Raw genomic sequence first — 23,274 nt, 5'->3', positions numbered from 1 at the left:
TTACTGCGCCTGCACCCGCAGCTCAGCTGCGGAACGACTGCGGTGACCCAACAATGCTTTAACATCACTGGACTTCGGTTTAACCAACGTGAATTTTGAGGCAAATTCCGGCCAGTTAGCCAGTATTTCTTCGCCGCGCTGGGAACCCGTCAGTTGCACATGCTCGGTAATCATCCCGCGCAGGTGTTCTTCGTGAATAGCCAGCTCATCAACGTTGAGCAGTTCAACCAACTCAGGGTTAACGCGTTTACGGAAATCACCATCTTCATCAAGCACGTAAGCGAAACCACCGGTCATACCTGCACCAAAGTTCACGCCCGTCTTGCCGATGACACAGACAATACCGCCAGTCATGTATTCACAACCGTTATCGCCAATGCCTTCTACAACGGTAATCGCACCGGAGTTACGCACAGCGAAACGCTCACCCGCACGGCCTGCAGCATAAAGTTTGCCGCCTGTTGCACCGTACAAGCAGGTGTTGCCTATGATGGTTGCTTCGTGGCTGCGGAAGAATGAACCGACCGGAGGACGCAGTGAGATCAAACCGCCAGCCATACCTTTACCGACATAGTCGTTGGCATCGCCAGTCAGGTGTAACTCAACGCCACCGGCGTTCCATACACCAAAGCTTTGCCCGGCAGTACCGCTGAAATGCGCTTTAATCGGATCCGCTGCAAGCCCCTGGTCGCCATTGTGCTGTGCAATATAACCAGACAATGTGGCACCGACTGAACGGTCAGTGTTGCGGATATCAAACCAGAACGTTTTGCTCTGCTTGTCATCCACATACTGCTTCGCCTGAGCGAGCAGTTGAGCGTTCAGGTCACCTTTATCAAATGGTGGGTTCGTTTCGGTCCAGTAGACTGCTTTGCCCGGCATAGGCTCAGCTGTTTTCAGCAGATTCGACAGATCCAGGTTTTGTTGTTTGGCAGTGAAACCGTCCAGCTCTTTGAGCAAGTCAGTACGACCAATCAAGTCAACCAGGCGCTTCACGCCTAACTGCGCCATCAACTCACGCGTTTCACGGGCAATGAATTCAAAGTAGTTTGTCACTTTGAATGGCAGGCCGTGATAGTGGTTTTTACGCAGTTTTTCATCCTGAGTTGCAACACCGGTTGCGCAGTTGTTCAGGTGGCAAATACGCAGGTATTTACAACCCAATGCAACCATTGGACCAGTACCGAAACCAAAGCTTTCTGCGCCAAGAATCGCGGCTTTGATAATGTCTAAGCCAGTTTTCAGGCCGCCATCAACTTGCAGGCGAATCTTATGACGCAGGCCGTTCGCAACCAGTGCCTGTTGTGTTTCCACCAGACCCAGTTCCCATGGGCAGCCAGCATATTTCACTGATGACAGTGGGCTTGCACCTGTACCACCGTCGTAACCGGCGATAGTAATCAGGTCGGCATAAGCTTTTGCCACACCCGTTGCGATGGTGCCAACGCCTGGTTCGGAAACCAGTTTGACGGAGATCATCGCTTTAGGGTTGACCTGTTTCAGGTCGAAAATCAGCTGCGCCAGGTCTTCGATAGAGTAAATATCGTGGTGCGGCGGAGGTGAAATCAGCGTAACGCCAGGCACGGAATAACGCAGCTTGGCGATATACGGTGTAACTTTATCACCCGGTAACTGACCGCCTTCACCCGGTTTTGCACCCTGCGCGACTTTAATCTGGATAACATCGGCGTTCACCAGGTAAGCCGGGGTCACACCGAAGCGACCAGAAGCCACCTGTTTGATACGCGACACTTTATTGGTGCCGTAACGCGCAGGGTCTTCACCACCTTCACCGGAGTTGGAGTTGCCGCCGATGCTGTTCATCGCTTCTGCCAGCGATTCGTGTGCTTCCGGGCTTAACGCACCGATAGACATCGCCGCGGTATCAAAGCGTTTGTACAGTTCAGTTGCTGGCTCAACGTCTTCAATACGAACGGTTTCGCCTTGCGGGTCGAGTGCGAGCATATCGCGCAGCGTTGCCACCGGACGCTCGTTCACCAGCTTCGCGTATTCTTGATAATCTTTGTACTCGCCGCTGTTTACGGCTTTTTGCAGCGTCTGAACCACGTCAGGGTTGTAAGCGTGATATTCGCCACCGTGGACGTATTTGAGTTGACCACCCTGATCCAAAGGTTTACGAGCTAACCACGCGCGCTTGGACAGGTTCAGCAAATCTTGCTGGAAGTCATTAAAGCCTGCGCCACCGATACGGCTGACAACGCCCTGGAAGCACAGCTCAGAAACTTCTTTATGCAGGCCGACCGCTTCAAACAGTTTCGAGCAACGATAAGAGGCGATAGTCGAGATGCCCATTTTGGACATGATCTTGTACAGCCCTTTGTTGATGCCGTTGCGGTAGTTCTGCATCACTTCACGGTACGGTTTTTCGATAGCCGTGCTGTCGACTAACTTCGCCAGTGTTTCGTAGGCGAGGTATGGATAGATCGCCGTTGCGCCAAAACCGAGCAGAACAGCGAAGTGGTGCGGGTCACGCGCACTTGCCGTTTCGACGATAATGTTCGCATCGCAACGCAGATTTTTCTCGACCAGGCGAGTCTGTATCGCGCCAACCGCCATCGGAGCCGGAACTGGCAGGCGATCTTTCGCGATGTTACGGTCAGACAGCACCAGCAAAACGGTGCCGTTGCGAACCATGCGTTCAGCTTCGTCGCACAGTGCATTGACGGTTTCGTGTAGCGACTGGGTGGAAGCGTCGTAAGTGATGTCCAGCGTGTCAGCGCGGTAATGCTCTTCTTCAAGCGTTGTCAGCTGTTGGAAATCAGACCACAACAGAATTGGCGATTTGAAGCTCAGGCGGTGTGCCTGGCCTTCTGCTTCACAGAAGACGTTCATTTCACGGCCAATGCTGGTTGCCAGTGACATAACGTGCGCTTCACGCAGCGGGTCGATTGGCGGGTTAGTTACCTGCGCAAACTGCTGACGGAAGTAGTCATAAATGATGCGTGGCTGGCTAGAAAGTACGGCAAACGGGGTATCATCACCCATTGAACCCACAGCTTCCTGGCCATTCTCACCCAGCACACGAATCACCGAATCCAGCTCTTCTACGCTGTAGTTAAACTGTTTCTGGAAGCTTGCGAGGGTATCGTCATCCATTTCACGGGAGCCAACTTCTTCGTCTGGTAAATCTTCAAACGGCACCAGGCGACGGACGTTGTTTTCCATCCACTCTTTATACGGGTGGCGACTCTTCAAATCGGCATCGGTTTCAGCTGAATGCAGAATTCGGCCAATACGCGTATCGATAACCATCAACTCGCCAGGACCGACACGGCCTTTCTCGAGGACTTCGTCAGGCTGGTAATCCCAGATCCCAACTTCAGAAGCACAAGTGATCAGCTTATCTTTAGTGATGACGTAGCGTGCTGGACGCAGACCGTTACGGTCCAGGTTACAAGCCGCATAGCGACCATCGGACATAACGATACCGGCCGGGCCATCCCATGGCTCCATATGCATGGAGTTAAAGTCGAAGAAGGCGCGCAACTCTGGGTCCATGTTCGGGTTGTTCTGCCAGGCTGGTGGAACCAGTAAACGCATGGCGCGAACGATGTCCATACCGCCAGCTAATAGCAGCTCGAGCATGTTATCCATGGAGCTTGAGTCGGAACCGGTTTCATTCACGAATGGTGCTGCGTCATGCAAGTCCGGAATCAATGGAGTCTGGAACTTGTAGGTACGGGCGCGTGCCCACTGGCGGTTACCGGTGATGGTGTTGATTTCACCGTTGTGCGCCAGGTAGCGGAACGGCTGAGCCAGCGGCCAGCGTGGCACTGTGTTGGTGGAGAAACGTTGGTGGAACAGGCAAATAGCTGATTCCAGACGTAAGTCCGCCAGGTCCAGGTAAAAGCGCGGCAAGTCTGCCGGCATACACAGACCTTTATAGATGTTAACCAGGTTGGAGAGACTACAAACGTAGAATTCTTTATCCTGGATGCGTTTCTCAATGCGGCGACGGGCGATAAACAGGCGACGTTCCATATCACGTGGGCGCCAGCCAGCCGGAGCATTAACAAAAATTTGTTCGATGCGAGGTTTTGAGGAGAGGGCGATTTCACCGAGTACGTCTTCATTGGTTGGCACTTCGCGCCAGCCGACAATCGACAAGGTCTCGTTTTGCAACTCTTCTTCAACGATGCGGCGGCTTGCACTTGCCAGCGCGTCGTCTTTGTTTAAGAAAATCATGCCTACCGCATAATTTTTTGCCAAACGCCAACCACGTTCTTCCGCAACGATTCGGAAGAAACGGTCAGGTTTTTGCAACAGCAGGCCACAACCATCACCGGTTTTACCATCGGCGAGGATTGCTCCACGGTGCTGCATTCGGGCCAGTGCGTGAATAGCAGTACGCACTACCTTGTGGCTAGGTTCGCCTTCTATGTGGGCGATCAGGCCGAAACCACAGTTATCCTTCTCAAGGGATTTATCGTACAACATATCAGTGAACCTCCCCAGGCTCTACGTGATTCCCGATACCGTTTGCGTCCAGACGCAGCAAGGGCATGGCGACGGGGTTTGCGAATCTACGCTTACCGCGTGTGTCGCCCTCTTGATGTCTAACGCATCCGGTTTCACAAGTGTTGAGGACTTGCTTTAGAGGGAATCTAAATTACTGCATAAATATGATGGGCACAGTACCCATCCAGAAAGCTTCCAGCGGATTTCCAAGTTATCGGGAAAGCGCACACAGGTCAAATGGCATTCTTATTTATACGATTATGTGCTAAATGGTATTTAACATCATGAATGTAAACATTTTATTATCATTTTTATCGTATTTAAGCGGCAGGGGAATCGCTTGGGTATTGTGATCTCTCTCACTATCTGGCGGGCTGCAAAATTCCAGACCGTGCTGGCAATATCTAAGTTGGCAGGATCTTGTGCTATCAATGCGGGTTGGCGTGTTGTATGACACTGTTTTTCACAAGGTCACATATTCTTTAAAAATAGGGAGTCAACATAAGGAAAAGTAATCATCTTTTGCGTGCGTAAACTTGCACTAATTTTGCATTGTTATGCAATGGATAAAGCTGCGCCAAAGCGATTGATCCAGGTCATCGCTAAATTGGGCAGATAATGGCAGGCTACGTCCCTTTTACAGGGCGGCCCATCAGATTATGCAGTTACAAAAATTAGTCAATATGTTTGGTGGCGATCTTCAGCGTCGTTATGGCCATAAGGTCCATAAACTCGTGCTGCATGGCGGTTTCAGTTGCCCAAACCGCGACGGCACCATTGGGCGTGGGGGGTGTACTTTTTGCAATGTTGCCTCTTTTGCCGATGAAACCCAACAAAACCACTCTATCGCCGACCAACTGGAGCGCCAATCACAGTTAGTGAATCGTGCTCAACATTATCTGGCCTATTTCCAGGCGTACACCAGCACATGGGCTGAAGTTCAGGTTCTACGTTCGATGTACCAACAAGCGGTCAGCAAGGCCAGTATCGTTGGTTTATGCGTGGGGACTCGTCCTGACTGCGTACCGGATAGTGTGCTGGATCTGTTAAGTGAGTATCACGATAAAGGCTACGAAGTTTGGCTGGAGTTAGGTTTACAGACGGCTCATGACAAAACATTGCATCGTATTAATCGTGGGCATGATTTTGCCTGTTACCAGGAAACCACACGCCGAGCACGAGCACGTGGGTTGAAAGTTTGCAGTCATCTTATTGTCGGCTTGCCGGGTGAAACGAAATCACACTCCATGGAGACGCTGGAAAAAGTCGTTGAGACAGGCGTGGACGGTATCAAACTCCACCCATTGCATATCGTCAACGGCAGCACGATGGCCAAAAGCTGGCAGGCAGGACGCTTGCAGGCGATTGAATTAGAAGAGTATGCGACAACGGCCGGTGAAATGATTCGCCATACCCCGCTTGATGTCGTGTTCCACCGAATTTCGGCTAACGCTCGGCAACCAACCCTGTTGGCACCACTGTGGTGTGAGAATCGTTGGGCCGGGATGGGCGCTATCGATAAGTATCTGACTGAGCATGGCACACAAGGTTCGGCGATAGGTACACCATGGAGCCCGGCAATTCTGTTGTAATCCCTAAGCGTGCGGTATATTTAGCTGATTGATGACGAGGGAAACGTTCCATGAAGCAAATCCGGTTACTGGCGCAATATTACGTTGATTTGATGGTGAAGCTCGGATTAGTGCGCTTCTCTTTGTTACTGGCCTCAGCCCTGGTGGTGTTGGCTATCGTGGTACAAATGGCCGTGACGATGTTATTACGCGGCCAGGTTGAAAGTATTGATGTCGTCCGTTCTATCTTCTTTGGCCTGCTAATTACTCCCTGGGCCGTCTATTTCCTTTCTGTGGTGGTTGAGCAACTTGAAGAGTCGCGCCAGCGGCTTTCTAAGCTTGTGCAAAAACTCGAGGAGATGCGCGAACGAGATCTAAAACTCAATGTGCAGCTCAAAGACAATATTGCCCAACTGAACCAGGAAATCGCCGACCGCGTTAAAGCGGAAGATGAACGCCAGACGATGCTGGAGCAACTTAAAGTTGAGATGCAGGAACGTGAAGAGACGCAACTACAGCTTGAGCAGCAATCGTCGTTTTTACGCTCATTTCTCGACGCATCTCCTGACCTTGTTTTTTATCGTAATGAAGACAAAGAGTTTTCCGGTTGTAACCGTGCGATGGAACTGTTGACGGGCAAAAGCGAAAAACAGCTGATTAGCCTGAAACCGGAAGATGTTTATTCGCCAGAAGCGGCGCAGAAGGTTATCGAAACCGACGAGAAAGTATTCCGTCATAATGTTTCCCTCACCTACGAACAATGGCTGGATTACCCTGATGGGCGTAAAGCCTGTTTTGAAATCCGTAAAGTTCCCTACTACGACCGTGTCGGCAAACGCCATGGCTTGATGGGCTTTGGTCGCGATATTACTGAGCGTAAGCGTTATCAGGATGCGCTTGAGCGCGCCAGCCGTGACAAAACTACCTTCATTTCTACGATCAGCCACGAACTACGTACACCGTTGAACGGTATAGTCGGTTTAAGCCGTATCTTGCTTGATACCGAGCTCAATCCTGAACAAACGAACTACCTTAAAACCATCCACGTATCCGCGATTACGCTTGGTAATATTTTCAACGATATCATTGATATGGATAAGCTTGAGCGCCGTAAGGTTCAGCTTGATAACCAACCGATTGATTTCACCAGCTTCCTTGCTGATCTTGAAAACCTCTCCGGCTTGCAGGCGCAGCAAAAGGGGCTGACGCTCGAAATGAACCCAACCTTGCCGTTGCCGCATAAAGTGGTGACGGACGGTACGCGTTTGCGCCAGATTCTCTGGAACCTGATTAGCAATGCGGTGAAGTTTACGCCGAAAGGCGGACTGGTAGCGGTTCGTGTGCGTTATGAAGAAGAAAATACGCTGCGCTTTGAAGTGCAGGATTCCGGCATTGGTATTCCTCAGGATGAGCAGGACAAGATCTTCGCCATGTATTATCAGGTGAAAGATAGCCATGGTGGTAAACCAGCAACCGGTACGGGGATTGGTCTTGCGGTATCGCGCCGTCTGGCTAAGAGCATGGGTGGCGATATTACCGTTAGCAGTAAGCCGGGTGAAGGCTCTCTGTTTACCCTGACTATTCAGGCACCGCGTGTGGCGGATGAAGTTGAAGATACCCTCGAAGACGACGAAATGCCGCTGCCAGCGTTGCACGTGTTGCTGGTGGAAGACATTGAGCTCAACGTGATTGTTGCACGCTCGGTGCTTGAGAAGCTCGGTAATAGCGTAGATGTCGCAATGACGGGCAAAGAGGCGTTAGAAAAATTCACCCCAGGAGAATATGACCTGGTGCTGTTGGATATTCAGTTGCCTGATATGACGGGGCTGGATATTTCCCGTCAGCTGACAACTCGTTACCCCCGCGAAGATTTACCGCCGCTGGTGGCCTTGACGGCTAACGTATTGAAAGATAAAAAAGAGTATCTGGATGCTGGCATGGATGACGTGCTGAGCAAACCACTCGCAGTTCCGGCGTTGATGGCGATGATCCAAAAATTCTGGGACAACCAAAAGTCAGAGTCTGAAAAGGAGTCTCCAATGTCTCAAGTTAATAGTGAAAAGCAACAAGCCTTGCTCGATATTCCGATGCTTGAGCAGTACATGGACTTAGTAGGACCAAAACTGATTACTGATGGACTGGCGATGTTCGAAAAAATGATGCCGGGTTACCTGAGTGTGCTGGATTCCAATATGACCGCTCGCGACCAGAAAGGTGTGGTGGAAGAAGGCCATAAAATTAAAGGTGCTGCGGGCTCTATTGGGCTACGTCATTTGCAGCAAGTTGCTCAGCAAATTCAGTCGCCGGACTTACCAGCCTGGTCAGAAAATGTGGGTGAGTGGATTGAAGAATTGAAGCAGGAATGGCAACACGATGTTGATGTTCTGAAAGCCTGGGTTGCGAACGCCCCCAAAAAATGACCCCGGATAAACCGGGGTGCGCGAATTCTGCGCCAACACCAGGGAAAAGCCCGGTTGCGCCGTAAGTTATAAGTTTTTATCCAGTCGGCGCAGCCGATAATCTCGTATGCTGCTCAGGCATTAAGATAGCAAATCTTAAATGATTTGTTACGTGAATCAGTAAAATGTGTGAAGCATAGCGATCAAATCATAATAACTGATGATAATTATCGCATGATCAATAGGAATGGCGAATGAAGAAGATTGGTGTGGTGCTTAGTGGCAGTGGGGTTTACGACGGTAGCGAGATTCAAGAAGCTGTTATAACTCTATTGGCAATCGCTCGCTCTGGCGCTGAAGCTGTTTGTTTTGCACCTGATAAACCTCAAGCAGATGTTATTAATCACCTGACTAATAATAAGTCTAATGAGCATCGTAATGTACTGGTTGAAGCTGCTCGAATTACCCGTGGGGCTATTACCCCTCTGGAGCAGGCCGATGCCAACGAACTGGATGCGTTGATTGTTCCGGGTGGCTTTGGTGCGGCAAAAAATCTGTGCGATTTTGCCTGTAAAGGTAGTGAGTGCCAGATTGATGGCGATTTACGCCGCCTTGCCAGGGATTGTCACGCGCAGGGTAAGCCTCTTGGTTTTATCTGTATTGCTCCTGTGATGTTGCCAAAGATTCTTGATGTACCAGTGCGTTTGACCATTGGCACGGATATCGACACCGCAGAAATCGTTGAAGAGATGGGGGCAGAACATGTCCCTTGCCCGGTGGATGATATCGTGGTTGATGAAGAGCAAAAAGTAGTGACTACGCCAGCTTATATGTTGGCAACACGTATTGATGAAGCCGCATTGGGCATCGAGAAATTGGTCGCTCGCGTTGTGGATATGACTGCATGAAGAAAGGGCGAATTGCGCTCTTGAGTACCCTGAAGCGCTGGTTGTTGCGCGGTGTACTGGCTTTCGCTGGAGTCTGGCTGGCGGGGATTATTCTGTTTAGCTTTTTGCCTGTGCCGTTTTCAGCCGTAATGGTAGAGCGGCAGCTCAGCGCCTGGTTTAGCGGTGATTTTGGTTACGTCGCTCACTCGGATTGGGTGAGCATGGATGAGATCTCACCATTGATGGGGCTTGCAGTTATTGCGGCAGAAGACCAGAAATTTCCCGACCACTGGGGGTTTGACGTTAATGCTATCGAAAAGGCCATTGCCCATAATGAACGTAATGAAAATCGCGTTCGCGGCGCATCGACACTTTCTCAGCAAACTGCCAAGAACTTGTTTTTATGGGATGGACGTAGCTATGTCCGTAAAGGTCTTGAGGCTGGGTTAACGCTGGGAATGGAAGCCGTCTGGACTAAACGCCGCATTCTCACGGTTTATCTAAATATCGCGGAATTTGGCGAGGGGATTTTTGGTGTCGAAGCCGCTTCACAGCGCTATTTCCACAAACCAGCAAGCCGTCTGACGGCATCAGAAGCGGCATTACTGGCTGCTGTATTGCCCAATCCGATTCGCTTTAAAGCGAATGCACCTTCTGGCTATGTACGCCAGCGGCAGCAATGGATATTGCGCCAGATGCGCCAGTTGGGTGGCGAGTCATTCATGGCGCACAATGAGCTGAAGTAAATTAGTCTTCGTCAAAACCTGAATTAAACAGGGCGATAACCGCATTCAAGGCTTGCTCTTCTTCAGGCCCGGTAACTTCAATTTCTATGTGTCCACCTTTAGCGGAATCCAGCATCAGCAATGCAATCACGCTGTTGGCTTCCGCCTCCGTGCCTGCCTCGTTACGCAGCATCACCTCGGCATCAAAGCTTTGCACCAGTTCGAACAGCTTCATTGCTGGGCGCGCGTGCATGCCCAGTTTGTTGGTGATCTCAACGGTCTGTTTTACGGTCATGTTTTGCGTTTTTCCAGCGTACGGTGACGGGATTGCACATTTTTGCCGCGCGAACGGAAATAGTCTGCCAGTTGCTCAGCAATATAAACTGAACGGTGTTTACCGCCTGTACAACCAATTGCTACAGTCAAATAGCTGCGGTTGTTGGTCTCCAGCATTGGTAACCACTGCTCAAGATAGCTGCGTGTCTGGTAGATAAAATTGTGCACTTCAGTGTGACGGTCAAGGAACGCAGCGACGGGTCTGTCGAGACCGGTCATCGGACGGAGCTTAGGATCCCAGTGCGGGTTTGGCAGGAAGCGCACGTCGAACACGTAGTCAGCATCGATTGGAATACCGTGTTTAAAGCCGAAGGACTCGAATACCATAGTCAATTCGCGCTCACGCTTGCCGAGCAGACGTGTACGCAACATTTCCGCAAGTTCGTGCACTGACATTTCAGAGGTATCAATAATCAGATCAGCTCTGGATTTCAGTGGTTCCAGCAGGTCACTTTCTTCATCAATAGCACTTTCTAATGAAAGATTTTTGCTGGAAAGTGGATGCAATCGACGCGTGTCGCTGTAACGACGGATCAGCGTATTGCGATCGGCGTCGAGGAATAACAATTGTGGCGAGAATGAGTCAGGCAGATTACTCATCGCCTGTTCAAAAATTTCCGGGTTTTCCGGCATGTTACGCACGTCGATGCTCACTGCCGCAGAAATTTTTCGCTCCGCGAGAGTTTTGGCAAGATCAGGTAACAGCACCACTGGTAGATTATCTACACAGTAGAATCCCATATCTTCTAGTGCACGCAAGGCTACAGACTTCCCTGAACCAGAGCGGCCGCTGACGATCATCAGCACCATTTTTTCACTCCCCCAACTTCTCTTGCTGTGATTTCAACACAACCACAGCCAGATTATTCACTTTCACTACCATTTTCTGTTTCGGTAATGATCTGATAAAGCTCTTCATCGCTTTGCGCAGAACGCAGGCGTCGACAAATTGTTTTGTCTGCCAGACGCTTTGCCACCAGAGATAAAGTGTGCAAATGCGTTTTTGTTTGATCCGCAGGTACAAGCAGCGCAAACATGAGGTCTACAGGCTGGTTATCAATCGCATCAAATGCGATCGGGGTCTCCAGTTTAATAAACACCCCAACGGCGCGGGTGGTATCTTCTTCCAGCTTCCCATGAGGTATAGCGATACCGTTACCGATACCGGTGCTCCCCATACGTTCGCGCGTCAGCACGGCTTCAAAAACCACTTGTGGTGGCAGGCCGAGTTGCTTTGCTGCCAGCTCACTGATGATTTCCAGTGCACGTTTTTTACTCTGGCAATGTACGTTGGTACGAGTACATTCCTTGTTCAGGACATTACTAAGTTGTAGAGCAGAATCGTTGTTCATCATAAGTTCACCTAAGCACCCTGTTATGCTAACGGCCCGTTAAGTAACGAGCCGTCTATGCTGGAACAGTTGCCCGGATTATCAGTGTTGTTTTAGTTTATCTTTATGTTTGGTTAACTGGCGCGCCAGTTTATCAATTAAGCCATCAATTGCCGCATACATATCCTGGCCATCAGAGCTTGCATGGATTTCACCACCATTCACATGAAGCGTTGCATCGGCAATATGCGTGACTTTTTCCACTTTTAACACAATGTAGACTTGGTTAATTCTATCGAAGTACTGCTCCAGTTTGGCAAACTTCGTACTCACAAAATCGCGCAGTGCGTCAGTGATTTCGACGTTATGTCCTGTAATGTTGAGCTGCATAGTGTCTTCCTTATCGGTTAAGTCATACCAGCTGTTTACGCTGATTTGACGGTGGTATGGATAAAGACTCTCGGTACTTCGCAACAGTGCGGCGTGCCACCATGATCCCCTGATCGGATAGCATAGTCGTTAACTTGCTATCACTCAGAGGTTTCGCTGGGTTTTCCGCAGCAATTAATTTCTTCACCAGTGCCCGAATCGCCGTAGAGGAGGCTTCGCCTCCGCCTTCGGTATTCACATGGCTGGAGAAGAAATACTTCAATTCAAAAATGCCGCGTGGACTGTGCAAATATTTTTGCGTGGTCACACGGGAAATAGTCGATTCATGCATCTCGACTACCTGGGCGATATCAGCAAGAACCATCGGTTTCATGTGCTCTTCGCCGTGCTCAAAAAAACCTTGTTGCTGCTCAACGATACAGCGACTGACGCGCAGCAGCGTATCGTTGCGACTTTCAAGACTTTTAATCAACCACTTCGCTTCTTGCAGGTTACTGCGAATAAATTGCGAGTCGCTGTCATTGCGGGCATTGGTACCCATCGCAGCGTACTGCTGATTGATTTTAAGGCGTGGAATGCTGTCGGCGTTTAATTCTACCGTCCAGCGCCCCTGAATCTTTTTGACCAGAATATCGGGAATGACATATTCGGGTTCACTGGTTTGAATCGATTGGCCTGGGCGTGGATCAAGAGACTGAATCAGGCACATTGCCTCTTTCAGAACTTCTTCTTTCAGGCGAGTGACGCGCATCAGGCTACGGAAATCATGATTGGCGAGCAGATCCAGATGATCGCTGACAATCAGTCGTGCCTCGGTCAGCCACGGTGTTTCACGGGCAAATTGAGAAAGCTGGATGAGTAAGCAATCGCGTAGATCGCGTGCGGCAACTCCAACAGGATCAAAACGCTGGACGCGTTTAAGTACCGCCTCCACTTCGTCGATGGTGATTTCTTCATCGCCCATGCTTTCCAGAATTTCTTCCAGCGAAACCGTGAGATAGCCCATTTCGTCAACGGCATCAACAATAGATGTCGCAATGGCAGTGTCGGTATCAGAGAACGGGGTTAAATCGACCTGCCACATCAGGTAATCCTGGAGTGACTGAGTCGTTTCCCCCTGATAAATCGGCAACTCATCGTCACTATAATCTGAACCGGCGCCCGATGGGGAACCGGCGGTATAGATTTCGTCCCAGCTGGTATCTAACGGCAATTCGTCAGGCATCTCTTTTTGTTCAAGCGCCTCACGAGTGTCTAAAGCTTCATTTTCACGAACTTCCTGAGTTTCAATTTCTTCATGCAGATCGGTTTGCTCAAGCAGTGGGTTACTTTCCAGGGCTTGTTGGAGTTCTTGCTGCAGCTCTAACGTTGACAGCTGCAACAGGCGAATTGCCTGCTGTAACTGTGGAGTCATAGCAAGTTGTTGGCTAAGCCGTAATTGCAAACCTTGCTTCATATTCAGAGCGAGCTTCCTCAGGTATATACCCGGCATACTTCAAGTTGCAGGAACGTGGGCAACTCGAATTACCCAGAGTATTAATAATTATACTTCCTACCCTATCAGAGTCTGAACTCTTCGCCCAGATAGACGCGCTTAACATGCTCATCTTCCAGGATTTCCGCAGGCGTGCCATGGGCAATTAACTGGCCCTGGCTTACGATATAGGCTCGTTCACACACGGCCAACGTTTCGCGTACGTTATGGTCAGTAATCAGCACACCAAGCCCGCTATCGCGCAAGTGCTCGATAATCCGCTTGATGTCGATGACGGAGATTGGGTCAACACCTGCAAAAGGTTCGTCCAAAAGAATAAATTTCGGGTTTGCAGCCAAAGCGCGGGCAATTTCAACACGACGGCGCTCACCACCAGACAGAGACTGCCCGAGGTTATTGCGCAAATGCTCAATGTGAAACTCTTCCATCAACTCATTCGCGCGGTCTTCACGCTGTTCAGCGCTAAGGTCATCACGAATTTGCAGGACTGCCATCAAGTTATCGAACACGCTCAAACGACGGAAAATTGACGCTTCTTGCGGTAAATACCCAATCCCACGACGTGCGCGAGCATGAAGCGGCAGAAGACTAATGTCTTCGTCATCAATAATGATGTTGCCAGCATCACGCGGAACAATGCCAACAACCATGTAAAAAGTCGTGGTTTTGCCTGCACCGTTAGGTCCAAGTAAACCGACAATTTCACCTGATTTAACGGTCAGGCTGACATCTTCAACAACGCGGCGGCCTTTGTAGGCTTTGGCGAGATGTTTTGCAATTAAAGTAGCCATAACGAATTAGTTACTCTTTTTCGGGGCAGGTGCTGGAGCAGCTTTGCCGTCTTTCTTCTGCAACTGAGAAGGAACCAGAACGGTGGTGACACGTTTACCTTTTTCGCTAAAGGCCTGCATCTTCTGTTCTTTAACCAGATAGGTAATTTTGTCACCCTTGATATTGCTATCTACCTGTTCCAGATATGCATTACCGGTCAGAACCACAAAGTCGTTTTGTAACTCATAGTGCATGGTCGCTGAGTGGCCGCTTACAGGCTTACCGCTATCCTGCATCTGATAGAAAGTGGCGGGGTTACCATAACCATCAATCACTTCTTTGCCTTGTTCACCGCCTGGGCGGGTTACAACGACTTTATCGGCGTTAATTTTGATACTGCCTTGCGTCACGATCACATTGCCGGTGAAGGTGACGACGTTGCCTTGCATATCCAGCGACTGTTGGTCAGATTCAATGTGAATCGGCTGATCGGTATCACCGGTCAGCGCAAATGCCGAAAAACTGGCGGCTAAAAGCGTACTGGTCAGTACTAAATTACGGCTGAGTTTGTTTATTCTGGATTTCATAGGATGTTCTAACCTTTTCAATCAGCTCGGCATTTTTGCTGCGTAAGTTTCCACGCATTTTGAGGCCGGTAGAGTTAAAGCTGGTTCCGTACAAGGTTACCTGGTCATCAGAGGCAACATCCTGAGTGACTAAATTAACCTGCGCATTGTCCGTGGTAATTTTGCGTAGCTGTGAATCTGGTGTCAGGGCTGTCAGCACCACATTTCCGTACAAATACAGCATCCGATCGTTAGTCAGTTTGGCGCGATCTGCCCGTAATGACCAGGTTGCTACTTTGTTTTCGTCGTACTGTGTCATCACCGGATTGGTGAACCACGAAACAGCGGTATCGGAAAAGTATTCAACGTGTTCTGCGACCAGCCGGTAATTTAAAGCCCCTTCAGGACTGTAGGCGAGGGTCGTAGAATGTTCACTTTTATAGGTTGGCTCGTTACTATTCACTGTTTGTGGTGCAACAGTGTCTTTATCGACCAGATTTACACCAATCAATACCAGTGCCAGCAATGAAAGCAGGATGATAACCCAACGTCTGGTCTTACTCATATAGATAGCCCTTTGGCCTCATCAAGCTTTCCTTGAGCCAGTAAAAGGAGATCGCAGACTTCGCGTACTGCTCCTCGTCCGCCAGCAATACGTGTAACGTAGTCGGCACGAGGAATAAGTAAAGGATGAGCATCCGCAACCGCGACACTCAAGCCTACTTTAGCCATTACAGGCCAGTCGATTAAATCATCCCCGACATAAGCCACTTGCTCAGCTGGAATGGCGAGCTTATCTAATAGATCCTGAAAAGCCAGCAGCTTGTCAGATTGCCCTTGATAAAGATGGGTGATGCCAAGCGTTTCGCACCTGTCCTCAAGAAGTTTTGCTTTCCGGCCAGTAATAATCGCCACTTCGATATTAGAGGTTAGTGCACAGCGAATTCCATAGCCATCACGGACGTTGAATGCTTTCAGCTCTTCGCCGCTATTACCCATATAAATCAGGCCGTCAGACATTACACCGTCAACGTCTAAAATAAGCAGGCGCACGTTTGCTGCCTGCTCCATCACGCGCGTGCTTACCGGCCCATAACAAGTGGCAAGAGACGCTTCATGGTTACTCATTAAGGCTAATCCTTTGTTAAACCACGCCTGCGCGTAGCATGTCATGCATATGTACCACACCCAGTAGTTGCTCGCCATCTGCAACCAGTACTGAGGTTATATGGCGGGACTGCATCAAGTTCAGTGCATCAACCGCCAATAACGTTGGGCGAACACGAATTCCGCCGACAGTCATGACATCTGCGATATTCAGGGAGTGGAGATCAACGCCCATATCAAAGACCCGACGTAAATCACCATCAGTAAAGATCCCTTCAATTTTCATCAGGGAGTCACAGATTACGGTCATACCCATATTTTTGCGCGTTATTTCCAGTAATGCATCGCGCAATGAAGCATCTTTACTGACATGCGGGATCTCATCGCCAGTGTGCATAATATCGCTGACACGTAATAACAGTTTACGTCCCAATGCACCGCCTGGGTGAGAAAGAGCAAAATCTTCTGCAGTAAAGCCACGAGCTTTCAGCAGAGCAACAGCAAGCGCGTCACCCATCACAAGCGTTGCCGTGGTGCTGGACGTTGGAGCCAGTCCTAACGGACAAGCTTCCTGGGGAACCTTGACACAAAGATGGACGTCGGCCGCTTTGCCCATTGAGCTTTCCGGGCGACTGGTGATGCAAATCAGTGGCACCTGCAATCGTTTAAGAACCGGAATCAGCGCCAGAATTTCGTTAGATTCGCCAGAGTTAGAAATAGCGATAACAATATCTTGTGTGCTAACCATGCCGAGGTCGCCATGGCTTGCTTCACCTGGGTGAACGAAAAACGAAGGTGTACCGGTACTTGCAAAAGTTGCCGCCATCTTTTTACCGATGTGACCTGATTTGCCCATACCCATGACAACGACTTTGCCCTGGCAATAAAACATTTTTTCACAGGCCGCAGAGAAGTCTGTGTTGATGTATTGCCCAAGCTGATCCAGGCCTTCACGTTCGATCTTCAGTACTTCTTTACCTGCTTGCTGAAAGTCAAAACCCGGTTGTAATTCTATCTGTGACATAATTTCCGTTCCGCTTTACCCTACGACAGGTGATGCAATAAACCACAGCATCACAATCCATACGAAGAAACTACATGTTAACAGAGCACCTGCTGCCTTGCCGATAGAGCGTGATTTACGCCAGCAAAGTACTGCAAAAATGGCACTGACTACCAACATGACCCAATAGTCACGAGCAAAGGCATGTGGGTCAATTTCACCCGGTGCAATCAAGGCAGGAATACCCAATACCAAAACAATATTGAATATGTTCGAGCCGATGATATTGCCAATCGCAATATCATCTTCACCTTTACGTGCACCTGCTATGGTCGTTGCAAGTTCAGGCAGGCTCGTGCCCACAGCAATAATCGTCAGGCCAATCACTAACTCGCTTATGCCAAAGTAATGTGCCAGTACGCTGGCGTTATCGATAACCATGCGAGTGGCCATCGGCATAATAATTAAAGCCACGGCGAGCCATAAAAATGCGACGGGACGGCTCCCTTCACGAGGAAGCTCTGCCAGCTGTTCGCGGGTCAGGTTGTCAGCACCTTCATTTCCGGCAAGGCGAGCTATTTTAATCGTAAACAGCAGATAAGCTACTGCGACAGCAATCAGTATTACGCCATCAATGCGGCTAAGCTGGTTATCAAAAAGAAGCCAGCCGATCACGCCACTGACGACTAACATTAGGGGTAATTCACGCCGTAGAATATCGGAATTCACGGTAAATGGATGCAAAAGTGCCGCTAAGCCGAGAATCAGTAAGATATTGGTGATATTCGAACCTAATGCTGTCCCCACCGCTAAATTCAATTGGCCATTTAGAGCAGCAGAGCTTGCGACGAGCAGTTCAGGTAAGGATGTCCCGATGCTAACAACGGTTAAACCGATAAGGAGTGGCGGAACGCCGAAACTACGGCAAAGTATCGAGGCGGCGAACACCAGACGATCCGCGCCATAGACGACCAAAAGCAAACCGATAATTAACAGAGCTGTAGCTAACAGCATGCAAAATCCTTTATTCAGGTATAATCGCCGGTCTCTTGCTGTGAAAGTACCGGCAGAGCATACAGATCTGTAGGCCATGATGAATTCTTAATTCTGACTTTATGTGGCAGAAAAGTAAAACAAATGCCAGTTTTCGCTAATCAGGGCTGATAACATTCTGTGAAAATGTTGGGTTGGAACTGAGTTGCTATCCAATGCTTCGTCCGTGAACTTGATAAAAGGAAAGATGATGAGCCAGACGCAGACGAATCTGGTCGAAATTCGCGATGTTAGTTTTACTCGCGGCAGTCGGCGCATCTTTGACAATATTTCCCTGAACGTGCCCCGTGGCAAAATTACAGCCATCATGGGGCCATCGGGCATTGGTAAAACGACATTGCTGCGGCTGATTGGTGGTCAAATTCAGCCTGACAATGGCGAAATCCTGTTCGACGGTGAAAACGTGCCGGCAATGTCGCGCTCACGACTATATAACGTGCGTAAACGTATGAGCATGCTGTTTCAATCCGGCGCGTTATTTACCGATCTCAACGTCTTCGAAAATGTGGCGTATCCGCTTCGCGAACATCGCCGCTTACCGGAGGAGTTGCTGCATAGCACCGTTATGATGAAGCTGGAGGCGGTGGGATTACGTGGGGCCGCTAAACTGATGCCAAACGAACTCTCTGGCGGTATGGCTCGACGAGCCGCACTTGCGCGTGCCATAGCTCTCGAACCTGACCTTATTATGTTTGATGAGCCATTCGTTGGTCAGGACCCTATTACAATGGGTGTGCTGGTTAAACTCATTTCAGAATTAAACAGCGCACTGGGTGTGACCTGTATTGTGGTTTCGCATGATGTACCTGAAGTGCTGAGCATCGCGGATTACGCCTATATTGCAGCAGATCAGCATATCGTCGCTGAAGGGACTCCAACCGCCTTGCGCGAAAATTGTGACCCTCGGGTTCGTCAGTTCCTTGATGGTATAGCCGATGGGCCAGTACCGTTCCGCTATCCGGCAACGGATTATCGGAATGACTTATTATCAAAAACAGGGAGTTAAGTTACTCATGCTCTTTAATGCACTGGCATCGTTCGGGCAGCGGGGACTGAAAACCTGCGCGTCATTCGGCCGGGCCGGGATAATGCTTTTTAATGCGCTGGTGGGGAAACCGGAATTCCGCAAACATGCGCCATTGCTGATTCGCCAGCTGTATAACGTCGGCGTATTGTCGCTGCTGATTATTATCGTTTCTGGTCTGTTTATCGGCATGGTTCTTGGCTTGCAGGGCTACTTAGTTCTGACTACTTATAGTGCGGAATCAAGCCTGGGGATGCTGGTTGCCTTGTCTCTATTGCGTGAGCTTGGGCCTGTCGTGGCAGCGCTGTTGTTTGCCGGACGCGCAGGTTCGGCTTTGACCGCAGAAATTGGCCTGATGAAAGCAACAGAACAGCTTTCCAGTATGGAGATGATGGCGGTTGATCCTTTGCGCCGTGTCATTTCTCCTCGTTTCTGGGCTGGTGTAATTTCCTTGCCATTACTGACGCTTATCTTTGTCGCAGTAGGGGTATGGGGAGGGGCACTGGTTGGTGTGAACTGGAAGGGAATCGACTCTGGGTTCTTCTGGTCTGCCATGCAAGATGCCGTCAACTGGCGTACCGATCTGATTTACTGTGTTATCAAGAGCGTAGTGTTTGCGATAACCGTGACCTGGATTGCGTTATTCAATGGCTACGATGCTATTCCTACGTCCGCAGGGATTAGCCGGGCAACAACACGAACCGTTGTGCACGCTTCATTGGCCGTTTTAGGGCTGGATTTTGTGCTCACTGCACTGATGTTTGGGAATTAAGTTCATGCAAACTAAGAAATTTGAAACTGGGGTTGGGGCATTTTTAATTATTGCATTGGCAGCCATCGTCTTCTTGTGTCTCAAAGTGGCTAATGTCACTTCGCTGCGCAGTGAGCCAACGTATCGGGTTTACGCGACGTTTGATAACATCGGTAGCCTGAAAACCGGTTCTCCATTACGCCTTGGTGGCGTGGTGATTGGACGCGTTGATGACATTACGCTTGATCCAAAAACTTACTTACCGCGAGTCACTCTGGATATCGAAGAACGCTATAACCATATTCCAGACACCAGTTCGTTGGCTATCCGCACTTCAGGTTTACTCGGTGAGCAATACCTCGCACTGAACCTTGGTTTTGATGACCCTGAACTCGGTTCATCTATCCTTAAAGAGGGCGGCACGATTCAGGACACTAAATCAGCCCTGGTGCTGGAAGATCTGATTGGCCAATTCTTGTATAAGAGCGGTAATGGCGATAATCAGAAATCAGAGGATTCCTCATCGCAGGATTCAGAGAATAATAGTGCAGCGCCACAGCCTGGCACGACGCACTAATCTAAGAGGAAAAGTTTAATGTTTAAAAGACTTATTATGATTGCCATGTTGGTTATCGCACCACTGGCGAATGCTGCGGATCAAAGCAACCCATACAAACTGATGGGCGAAGCGGCGCAAAAAACATTTGACCGATTGAAAAATGAGCAGCCTAAAATTCGTCAAAATCCCGATTATTTGCGTGAAGTTGTGGGGCAAGAACTTCTGCCATATGTGCAGGTGAAATACGCGGGTGCACTGGTACTGGGCCGTTACTACAAAGATGCAACCCCTGCACAGCGTGATGCCTACTTCAAAGCGTTCGAAGCGTATCTGAAACAGGCCTATGGCCAGGCGCTTGCGATGTATAACGGGCAATCCTACCAAATCGCACCTGAGCAGCCTCTGGGTGATGCCACCATTGTGGCGATTCGTGTAACGATCGTTGATCCGAACGGCCGTCCACCTGTGCGTCTTGATTTCCAGTGGCGCAAAAACACACAAACTGGTAACTGGCAGGCTTACGACATGATTGCTGAAGGTGTCAGCATGATTACCACTAAGCAAAACGAGTGGAGCGATATCCTGCGTACCAAAGGGATTGATGGTTTGACTTCTCAGCTGCAATCAATCTCTAAACTGCCAATTACCCTGGAAAATAAAAAGTAATGGCTGACGAACTTAACTGGCAGCGTGAAGCCGCAACGTTGCACCTGGCGGGTGAGTTAGATAGCGATACGGTGGGGTCAGTATGGCGCCAGCGTGAGCAAATCATGGCAGGTATCAAAGTGTTGAACCTCTCTGGTTTATCGCGTGTTGATACTTCAGGTTTAGCGCTTTTGATTCATCTTGTGGATTTCGCCAGGTGTCAAAATGTCGAGATAGAACTCCAGGGCGCCAGCGAGAACTTACAGACGCTGACTAAACTTTATAACCTGCCAGAAGACATCCTTCCTGCATTTGCAGGCTAGTGTTTTCATAACGTTACTATCATTGCCCCTGATCTAATTGGATCAGGGGCTTTTTGCTTATTTAAGCCTGCGCCACTTTCCTCTAAGATGTGTGGCTTGTTTCCTTAACCGACGAATTATATCCCATGGAAAATCATGAAATTCAGACAGTGCTGATGAACGCACTGCCCCTCCAGGAAGTCCACGTCTCAGGCGATGGCAGCCATTTTCAGGTGATTGCGGTGGGTGAGTTATTCGCCGAGTTAAGTCGCGTGAAGAAGCAACAAACAGTTTATGCGCCATTGATGGAGCTGATTGCTGATAACCGTATCCATGCGGTTTCCATCAAGACCTATACTCCGCAAGAGTGGGATCGCGATCGTAAACTTAATGGTCTTTGAGCAATTCGCCACGGCGGGTTGTAACGATTTGAATTTAATAGAGAGCAGTTGCAATGGATAAATTTCGAGTTCAGGGGCCAACCCGACTGAGTGGTGAAGTGACGATCTCCGGGGCGAAGAACGCCGCGCTGCCGATCCTCTTCGCAGCACTGTTGGCCGAAGAGCCAGTTGAGATTCAAAACGTTCCAAAACTGAAAGACATTGATACCACAATGAAGCTGTTAAGCCAGTTGGGTACCAAAGTTGAACGTAACGGTTCAGTGTGGATTGATGCCAGTGAAGTAAATATCTTCTGTGCGCCTTATGATCTGGTTAAAACCATGCGTGCTTCTATCTGGGCGCTTGGTCCGCTGGTCGCACGCTTTGGCCAGGGTCAGGTTTCTTTACCTGGCGGCTGTGCCATTGGCGCACGTCCGGTTGATTTGCACATTACAGGTCTTGAACAGCTCGGTGCGGAAATCAAACTGGAAGAAGGCTACGTTAAAGCTTCTGTTCAGGGCCGTCTGAAGGGCGCGCATATTGTGATGGATAAAGTGAGCGTAGGTGCCACTGTCACCATCATGAGTGCTGCAACTCTTGCTGAAGGTACAACTATCATTGAAAACGCAGCCCGTGAGCCGGAGATCGTTGATACAGCGAACTTCCTCAACACGCTGGGTGCGAAAATCACTGGTGCAGGCACCGATCGCATTACTATCCAGGGTGTTGAACGCCTGGGTGGCGGTGTTTATCGTGTGGTGCCGGATCGTATCGAAACCGGTACTTTCCTGGTAGCAGCTGCGATTTCTGGTGGGAAAATTGTTTGCCGCAATGCTCAACCAGACACGCTTGATGCTGTGTTGGCGAAACTGCGCGAAGCGGGTGCCGATGTTGAAGTTGGCGAAGATTGGGTTAGCCTCGATATGCACGGTAAGCGTCCGAAAGGCGTGACAATCCGTACTGCGCCGCACCCAGGCTTCCCTACTGACATGCAGGCTCAGTTCACTTTGTTGAACCTCGTGGCGGAAGGTACTGGTGTTATCACTGAAACTATTTTTGAAAATCGCTTCATGCACGTCCCGGAACTTATCCGTATGGGCGCACATGCAGAGATTGAGAGCAATACAGTGATTTGCCACGGCGTTGAGAAGCTGTCTGGTGCACAAGTAATGGCAACCGACCTGCGCGCGTCAGCAAGCCTCGTTCTGGCGGGTTGTATCGCAGAAGGTACCACCGTGGTTGATCGTATTTACCACATCGATCGTGGCTACGAGCGCATTGAAGATAAACTTCAGGCGTTAGGTGCGAAGATTGAACGTGTGAAAGGTAATAGCGGCGAATAAAATTCGTTGTTAAAAAGAAAAACCGGGCTTGCCTAATGCCGGTCACTTAAGGTGACCGGCATTGTTTTTTAAGGGATATTTCGACCTTTTTTCTCTCACTTCCCTTGCATATTCACGCTCACGCCTCGAGGGGAGTTTTAGCATCGCTGCGTTGCTG

General features: G+C 49.5%; 23 protein-coding genes. 11 read left to right on the top strand and 12 right to left on the bottom strand.

What is annotated here, in order from left to right; all coding sequences use genetic code 11:
• A complete protein-coding gene (gene gltB / locus LVQ79_RS19905) occupies positions 1–4,458 on the bottom strand; it encodes a glutamate synthase large subunit (protein WP_232866302.1) in 4,458 nt (1,485 codons plus the stop codon).
• Positions 4,459–5,138: 680 nt separating this feature from the next.
• On the opposite strand from gltB, the gene mnmL reads away from it, so the two are divergent.
• From mnmL to mtgA, 4 genes are all read left to right on the top strand, one after another.
• Positions 5,139–6,071 (top strand): tRNA modification radical SAM protein MnmL/YtqA, encoded by a 933-nt coding sequence (gene mnmL / locus LVQ79_RS19900; RefSeq protein ID WP_232866301.1) that lies wholly within the window; start codon positions 5,139–5,141, stop codon positions 6,069–6,071.
• 50 nt (positions 6,072–6,121) lie between these two features.
• On the top strand, positions 6,122–8,470 hold the full coding sequence (gene arcB / locus LVQ79_RS19895; protein WP_232866299.1) for an aerobic respiration two-component sensor histidine kinase ArcB: 2,349 nt from the start codon (positions 6,122–6,124) through the stop codon (positions 8,468–8,470).
• 233 nt (positions 8,471–8,703) lie between these two features.
• Positions 8,704–9,357, top strand: coding sequence for an isoprenoid biosynthesis glyoxalase ElbB (elbB, locus tag LVQ79_RS19890; protein ID WP_232866297.1), 654 nt, complete (start codon positions 8,704–8,706; stop codon positions 9,355–9,357).
• Positions 9,354–10,082: a monofunctional biosynthetic peptidoglycan transglycosylase gene (gene mtgA / locus LVQ79_RS19885; protein ID WP_232866295.1), complete on the top strand. Its 729-nt coding sequence runs from the start codon at positions 9,354–9,356 to the stop codon at positions 10,080–10,082. Before elbB ends, mtgA begins: the two co-directional genes overlap by 4 nt.
• 1 nt (position 10,083) lies before the next feature.
• Here mtgA and npr read toward each other — a convergent pair whose 3' ends face one another.
• The 11 genes from npr to LVQ79_RS19830 form a co-directional block, all read right to left on the bottom strand.
• Complete coding sequence (gene npr / locus LVQ79_RS19880; protein ID WP_034459769.1) at positions 10,084–10,356, bottom strand: PTS phosphocarrier protein NPr; 273 nt, start codon at positions 10,354–10,356, stop codon at positions 10,084–10,086.
• Complete coding sequence (gene rapZ / locus LVQ79_RS19875) at positions 10,353–11,207, bottom strand: RNase adapter RapZ (RefSeq protein ID WP_034459766.1); 855 nt, start codon at positions 11,205–11,207, stop codon at positions 10,353–10,355. Before rapZ ends, npr begins: the two co-directional genes overlap by 4 nt.
• A gap of 53 nt (positions 11,208–11,260) precedes the next feature.
• A complete protein-coding gene (ptsN, locus tag LVQ79_RS19870) occupies positions 11,261–11,752 on the bottom strand; it encodes a PTS IIA-like nitrogen regulatory protein PtsN (protein WP_151992971.1) in 492 nt (163 codons plus the stop codon).
• A gap of 78 nt (positions 11,753–11,830) precedes the next feature.
• Positions 11,831–12,118, bottom strand: a complete 288-nt coding sequence (gene hpf / locus LVQ79_RS19865) for a ribosome hibernation promoting factor (RefSeq protein ID WP_151992972.1) — start codon at positions 12,116–12,118, stop codon at positions 11,831–11,833.
• A 22-nt stretch (positions 12,119–12,140) separates the two neighbouring features.
• The gene (gene rpoN, locus LVQ79_RS19860; RefSeq protein WP_232866293.1) at positions 12,141–13,574 is read right to left on the bottom strand and encodes an RNA polymerase factor sigma-54; all 1,434 of its coding nucleotides are present in this window, start codon (positions 13,572–13,574) and stop codon (positions 12,141–12,143) included.
• Positions 13,575–13,678: 104 nt separating this feature from the next.
• The gene (gene lptB / locus LVQ79_RS19855; protein ID WP_034459758.1) at positions 13,679–14,404 is read right to left on the bottom strand and encodes an LPS export ABC transporter ATP-binding protein; all 726 of its coding nucleotides are present in this window, start codon (positions 14,402–14,404) and stop codon (positions 13,679–13,681) included.
• A gap of 6 nt (positions 14,405–14,410) precedes the next feature.
• Positions 14,411–14,971, bottom strand: a complete 561-nt coding sequence (lptA, locus tag LVQ79_RS19850; RefSeq protein ID WP_151992975.1) for a lipopolysaccharide ABC transporter substrate-binding protein LptA — start codon at positions 14,969–14,971, stop codon at positions 14,411–14,413.
• A complete protein-coding gene (gene lptC / locus LVQ79_RS19845; RefSeq protein WP_064514098.1) occupies positions 14,940–15,515 on the bottom strand; it encodes an LPS export ABC transporter periplasmic protein LptC in 576 nt (191 codons plus the stop codon). Before lptC ends, lptA begins: the two co-directional genes overlap by 32 nt.
• Positions 15,512–16,078, bottom strand: coding sequence for a 3-deoxy-manno-octulosonate-8-phosphatase KdsC (gene kdsC / locus LVQ79_RS19840; RefSeq protein ID WP_232866291.1), 567 nt, complete (start codon positions 16,076–16,078; stop codon positions 15,512–15,514). The genes lptC and kdsC overlap by 4 nt, the downstream gene beginning before the upstream one ends.
• 16 nt (positions 16,079–16,094) lie before the next feature.
• A complete protein-coding gene (gene kdsD / locus LVQ79_RS19835) occupies positions 16,095–17,081 on the bottom strand; it encodes an arabinose-5-phosphate isomerase KdsD (RefSeq protein ID WP_151992978.1) in 987 nt (328 codons plus the stop codon).
• A gap of 15 nt (positions 17,082–17,096) precedes the next feature.
• Positions 17,097–18,074 carry a calcium/sodium antiporter gene (locus tag LVQ79_RS19830; protein ID WP_232866289.1) on the bottom strand — a complete coding sequence of 326 codons (978 nt, stop codon included), beginning with the start codon at positions 18,072–18,074 and terminating at the stop codon, positions 17,097–17,099.
• A gap of 229 nt (positions 18,075–18,303) precedes the next feature.
• On the opposite strand from LVQ79_RS19830, the gene mlaF reads away from it, so the two are divergent.
• The 7 genes from mlaF (at position 18,304) to murA (ending at position 23,117) form a co-directional block, all read left to right on the top strand.
• A complete protein-coding gene (mlaF, locus tag LVQ79_RS19825; RefSeq protein WP_064514090.1) occupies positions 18,304–19,119 on the top strand; it encodes a phospholipid ABC transporter ATP-binding protein MlaF in 816 nt (271 codons plus the stop codon).
• A 7-nt stretch (positions 19,120–19,126) separates the two neighbouring features.
• On the top strand, positions 19,127–19,909 hold the full coding sequence (gene mlaE, locus LVQ79_RS19820) for a lipid asymmetry maintenance ABC transporter permease subunit MlaE (RefSeq protein ID WP_232866342.1): 783 nt from the start codon (positions 19,127–19,129) through the stop codon (positions 19,907–19,909).
• 4 nt (positions 19,910–19,913) lie between these two features.
• Positions 19,914–20,465, top strand: coding sequence for an outer membrane lipid asymmetry maintenance protein MlaD (gene mlaD, locus LVQ79_RS19815; protein WP_134184814.1), 552 nt, complete (start codon positions 19,914–19,916; stop codon positions 20,463–20,465).
• Between the two features lie 18 nt (positions 20,466–20,483).
• The gene (gene mlaC, locus LVQ79_RS19810) at positions 20,484–21,113 is read left to right on the top strand and encodes a phospholipid-binding protein MlaC (RefSeq protein ID WP_232866288.1); all 630 of its coding nucleotides are present in this window, start codon (positions 20,484–20,486) and stop codon (positions 21,111–21,113) included.
• Complete coding sequence (gene mlaB, locus LVQ79_RS19805; protein ID WP_232866286.1) at positions 21,113–21,415, top strand: lipid asymmetry maintenance protein MlaB; 303 nt, start codon at positions 21,113–21,115, stop codon at positions 21,413–21,415. The genes mlaC and mlaB overlap by 1 nt, the downstream gene beginning before the upstream one ends.
• Positions 21,416–21,540: 125 nt before the next feature.
• Entirely contained in the window at positions 21,541–21,795 is a 255-nt protein-coding gene (gene ibaG / locus LVQ79_RS19800; RefSeq protein WP_151992983.1) for a BolA family iron metabolism protein IbaG, read from the top strand.
• Positions 21,796–21,848: 53 nt separating this feature from the next.
• Positions 21,849–23,117, top strand: coding sequence for a UDP-N-acetylglucosamine 1-carboxyvinyltransferase (murA, locus tag LVQ79_RS19795; protein WP_034459732.1), 1,269 nt, complete (start codon positions 21,849–21,851; stop codon positions 23,115–23,117).
• Positions 23,118–23,274 lie beyond the last annotated feature (157 nt).

Source organism: Buttiauxella cochleicola (assembly GCF_021282405.1).
Lineage (GTDB): Bacteria > Pseudomonadota > Gammaproteobacteria > Enterobacterales > Enterobacteriaceae > Buttiauxella > Buttiauxella massiliensis.
The sequence above is the reverse complement of the archived record's forward strand: the minus strand, read 5'-3'. Positions and strand labels throughout refer to the sequence as shown.

What these genes read in the sequence shown, in the direction of transcription:
- gltB (WP_232866302.1), bottom strand. Translation starts at nt 4,458, where the DNA reads ATGTTGTACGATAAATCCCTTGAGAAGGATAACTGTGGTTTCGGCCTG.
- mnmL (WP_232866301.1), top strand. Translation starts at nt 5,139, where the DNA reads ATGCAGTTACAAAAATTAGTCAATATGTTTGGTGGCGATCTTCAGCGT.
- arcB (WP_232866299.1), top strand. Translation starts at nt 6,122, where the DNA reads ATGAAGCAAATCCGGTTACTGGCGCAATATTACGTTGATTTGATGGTG.
- elbB (WP_232866297.1), top strand. Translation starts at nt 8,704, where the DNA reads ATGAAGAAGATTGGTGTGGTGCTTAGTGGCAGTGGGGTTTACGACGGT.
- mtgA (WP_232866295.1), top strand. Translation starts at nt 9,354, where the DNA reads ATGAAGAAAGGGCGAATTGCGCTCTTGAGTACCCTGAAGCGCTGGTTG.
- npr (WP_034459769.1), bottom strand. Translation starts at nt 10,356, where the DNA reads ATGACCGTAAAACAGACCGTTGAGATCACCAACAAACTGGGCATGCAC.
- rapZ (WP_034459766.1), bottom strand. Translation starts at nt 11,207, where the DNA reads ATGGTGCTGATGATCGTCAGCGGCCGCTCTGGTTCAGGGAAGTCTGTA.
- ptsN (WP_151992971.1), bottom strand. Translation starts at nt 11,752, where the DNA reads ATGATGAACAACGATTCTGCTCTACAACTTAGTAATGTCCTGAACAAG.
- hpf (WP_151992972.1), bottom strand. Translation starts at nt 12,118, where the DNA reads ATGCAGCTCAACATTACAGGACATAACGTCGAAATCACTGACGCACTG.
- rpoN (WP_232866293.1), bottom strand. Translation starts at nt 13,574, where the DNA reads ATGAAGCAAGGTTTGCAATTACGGCTTAGCCAACAACTTGCTATGACT.
- lptB (WP_034459758.1), bottom strand. Translation starts at nt 14,404, where the DNA reads ATGGCTACTTTAATTGCAAAACATCTCGCCAAAGCCTACAAAGGCCGC.
- lptA (WP_151992975.1), bottom strand. Translation starts at nt 14,971, where the DNA reads ATGAAATCCAGAATAAACAAACTCAGCCGTAATTTAGTACTGACCAGT.
- lptC (WP_064514098.1), bottom strand. Translation starts at nt 15,515, where the DNA reads ATGAGTAAGACCAGACGTTGGGTTATCATCCTGCTTTCATTGCTGGCA.
- kdsC (WP_232866291.1), bottom strand. Translation starts at nt 16,078, where the DNA reads ATGAGTAACCATGAAGCGTCTCTTGCCACTTGTTATGGGCCGGTAAGC.
- kdsD (WP_151992978.1), bottom strand. Translation starts at nt 17,081, where the DNA reads ATGTCACAGATAGAATTACAACCGGGTTTTGACTTTCAGCAAGCAGGT.
- LVQ79_RS19830 (WP_232866289.1), bottom strand. Translation starts at nt 18,074, where the DNA reads ATGCTGTTAGCTACAGCTCTGTTAATTATCGGTTTGCTTTTGGTCGTC.
- mlaF (WP_064514090.1), top strand. Translation starts at nt 18,304, where the DNA reads ATGAGCCAGACGCAGACGAATCTGGTCGAAATTCGCGATGTTAGTTTT.
- mlaE (WP_232866342.1), top strand. Translation starts at nt 19,127, where the DNA reads ATGCTCTTTAATGCACTGGCATCGTTCGGGCAGCGGGGACTGAAAACC.
- mlaD (WP_134184814.1), top strand. Translation starts at nt 19,914, where the DNA reads ATGCAAACTAAGAAATTTGAAACTGGGGTTGGGGCATTTTTAATTATT.
- mlaC (WP_232866288.1), top strand. Translation starts at nt 20,484, where the DNA reads ATGTTTAAAAGACTTATTATGATTGCCATGTTGGTTATCGCACCACTG.
- mlaB (WP_232866286.1), top strand. Translation starts at nt 21,113, where the DNA reads ATGGCTGACGAACTTAACTGGCAGCGTGAAGCCGCAACGTTGCACCTG.
- ibaG (WP_151992983.1), top strand. Translation starts at nt 21,541, where the DNA reads ATGGAAAATCATGAAATTCAGACAGTGCTGATGAACGCACTGCCCCTC.
- murA (WP_034459732.1), top strand. Translation starts at nt 21,849, where the DNA reads ATGGATAAATTTCGAGTTCAGGGGCCAACCCGACTGAGTGGTGAAGTG.